The sequence below is a fragment of the Stieleria sp. genome (genome assembly GCF_041595215.1).
GTDB classification, from domain to species: domain Bacteria; phylum Planctomycetota; class Planctomycetia; order Pirellulales; family Pirellulaceae; genus Stieleria; species Stieleria magnilauensis.
Window position 1 is genome coordinate 1 of the sequence record NZ_JBFHKV010001311.1, and the last position, 2069, is coordinate 2069.

1 protein-coding gene is annotated in these 2069 nt (G+C 59.2%); it reads right to left on the reverse strand.

From position 1 onward, the window contains the following. Nucleotides 1–112: 112 nt before the first annotated feature. The gene (locus ABX749_RS30855) at nt 113–1753 is read right to left on the reverse strand and encodes a hypothetical protein (protein ID WP_145208367.1); all 1641 of its coding nucleotides are present in this window, start codon (nt 1751–1753) and stop codon (nt 113–115) included. Nucleotides 1754–2069: the final 316 nt, after the last annotated feature.

The following is a 2069-nucleotide window of genomic DNA, read 5'->3' on the forward strand; positions in this document are numbered from 1 at the left end:
ACGAGTCCTCTGTTGTCGGCATACTGGCAGAGGACTCGTCGCCTCGTCCACTACCGCCTACCCGAAAACCAAGGTGCGGCGGAAGACGAGAGATCACACGGAAATGAAGGGTCTATTCGTCGAGAAACACGTGATCAGGTTGAACGGACTTGTACCATTCACGCCATTTCCGTTGAGCCGTTCGGACCTCGGCATTGGTCGGCTCGTCGGGCATACCGAAGCCTTCGAATTTTCGGCTGATAAAGCGTAGTCCGTCGCGTGCGTAGGAGCGGACAATTTGGTCGGGATCACTCAGTGCAAAGATCAACGCGGGGGCGACACGCAGCTCGTCGCTGGCTCCGAGCACCTTGGCCGAAACGCGTCGGGCCTGCCATGACCGGCTGCCGCGAAGCAGGCGAGAAAGTCGCTCGAGCTGCGCGGTTCGTTCCACCGGGTCGGTCGGCAGTTTCGCGTTGTCGATCATCGCTTTCCCGTCCAGCTCGTCGGCATTGTCGCTTTCGAGCAGTTCCAGCATGTTGGACACCGATTCGGCCGGCACCGGAGAAACCGCTTGGCCGTTCTGCATCTTCGCACCGCTGACATCTTCACCGAACCCGAAACCACCGATCGTCGAGGCACTGGCTCCGGCACCGAGCGACTTTTTCGTGCTTCGGATCAGGAACAAGATCGCAAAGCAGGTGTTGCCCGGTCCGAAGATGTGTTGCGTTTCGCCCCAGCCACCCTCGGGCTTCTGCGACCGCCTCAGTTCACCCACGATTCGGTTGTACCAATCCGGTTCCGACTCGATCGGCAAGCCCCGAGCGATGTCGAGGAAACTGCGATAACGTTCGGTGGTGTAGCAGGTGTAGTAGTAGTAACGGTCGTTGACGTGATTCGGAGTCGGGTTGGCTCTCAGCCAATTCTCCATGCGGCCGATCGCGCCGAAGATGGCGTCTTTCTTGATCCGAGCGTTGTTGGCCTTGCGGGCCGTGTTTTCATCATTGCGCAGCACTTTGACCGCTTTGGGTAGCCCGACAATGCCGGCTTCCTCGGCCGTTTTGCTCGATCCCCACATGCCCATGACGTCACCGGCGATCAACAGCGTCGCCCCGGCGGCGAGCGACATGCCTTCGGTGATCCGCTCCTGTTGGATCAAGCGACCTCCGGAGGGAATCTCGCCCTGGTAAGGCCACGCGCCGCGGATATCTTGGACCTTGAAGAACCACTCCATCGTCAGTTGCAGGCGACTGTAGTCGACCTTGTATCCGAGTCGGTCGAGCGTCCATAGCGCCAAGATCACGTATTGGGTTTGCGACGTGTCGCCCTTCTTTTCTTGCGGATAGGTGTAGGATCCGTGATCGGGCTGGACCTCGTCAAAGTAACGCAGCAGCGTGGTGAGTTCTTTGCGATATAAGTCCGGATCGACTTCGCAAAACAGCAACGTCGACACCGCCGCGTGGTAGTTGGATTTGAATTCCTGGCTCCGAGAAACGATGCCGACAAACTTTTTCGCCTGTTCCAGCCCCTCTTGCACCACCGGATTGGTCGGATCGGGTGCCGCTTTCATGATCGTGTAAGCCGCCAGAACCAGCTCACCCTCGTCGGTAAACTTGGTCGATTCCAGGTATCCGATCGCCCGGCTCACCATTTGCTGCACCGCCGGATCTTCCGGCTTGATGGCCTGAGCGGTGGGGCTGACGACGAGTTGCAGGGAGACGGCCAACAAGCCGCCGAGGAGGACGAAACGATTCTGGCGTTGCATCAGAGAGACCATGCTGACGTCGAGGAAAAGGCTGTCGCGGGCCGCAAGAGAAGGGGCCGGCACTGGATCGGACAAGTATAGCACAACGGGTAGAAAGTGGCGATTATGGAGTTGTCCGTCCGCACGGCCCGCGTCCCATCGACAAAATCGGCCTATTCACGCAAGTGGCCGATCCAACCGGAGGGATAATAGCGAGTAGCCGAAGGTAAACGCAGCGTCACCTCCGGGAACTGGCTGCAACCCCGTCCGGAAACGCGGTAATTGTTAGCGGTAGGGCGCGAGCCCTCCGGTATTTCGGGAACGATTGAGGGACCGGAGGGCTTGCGCC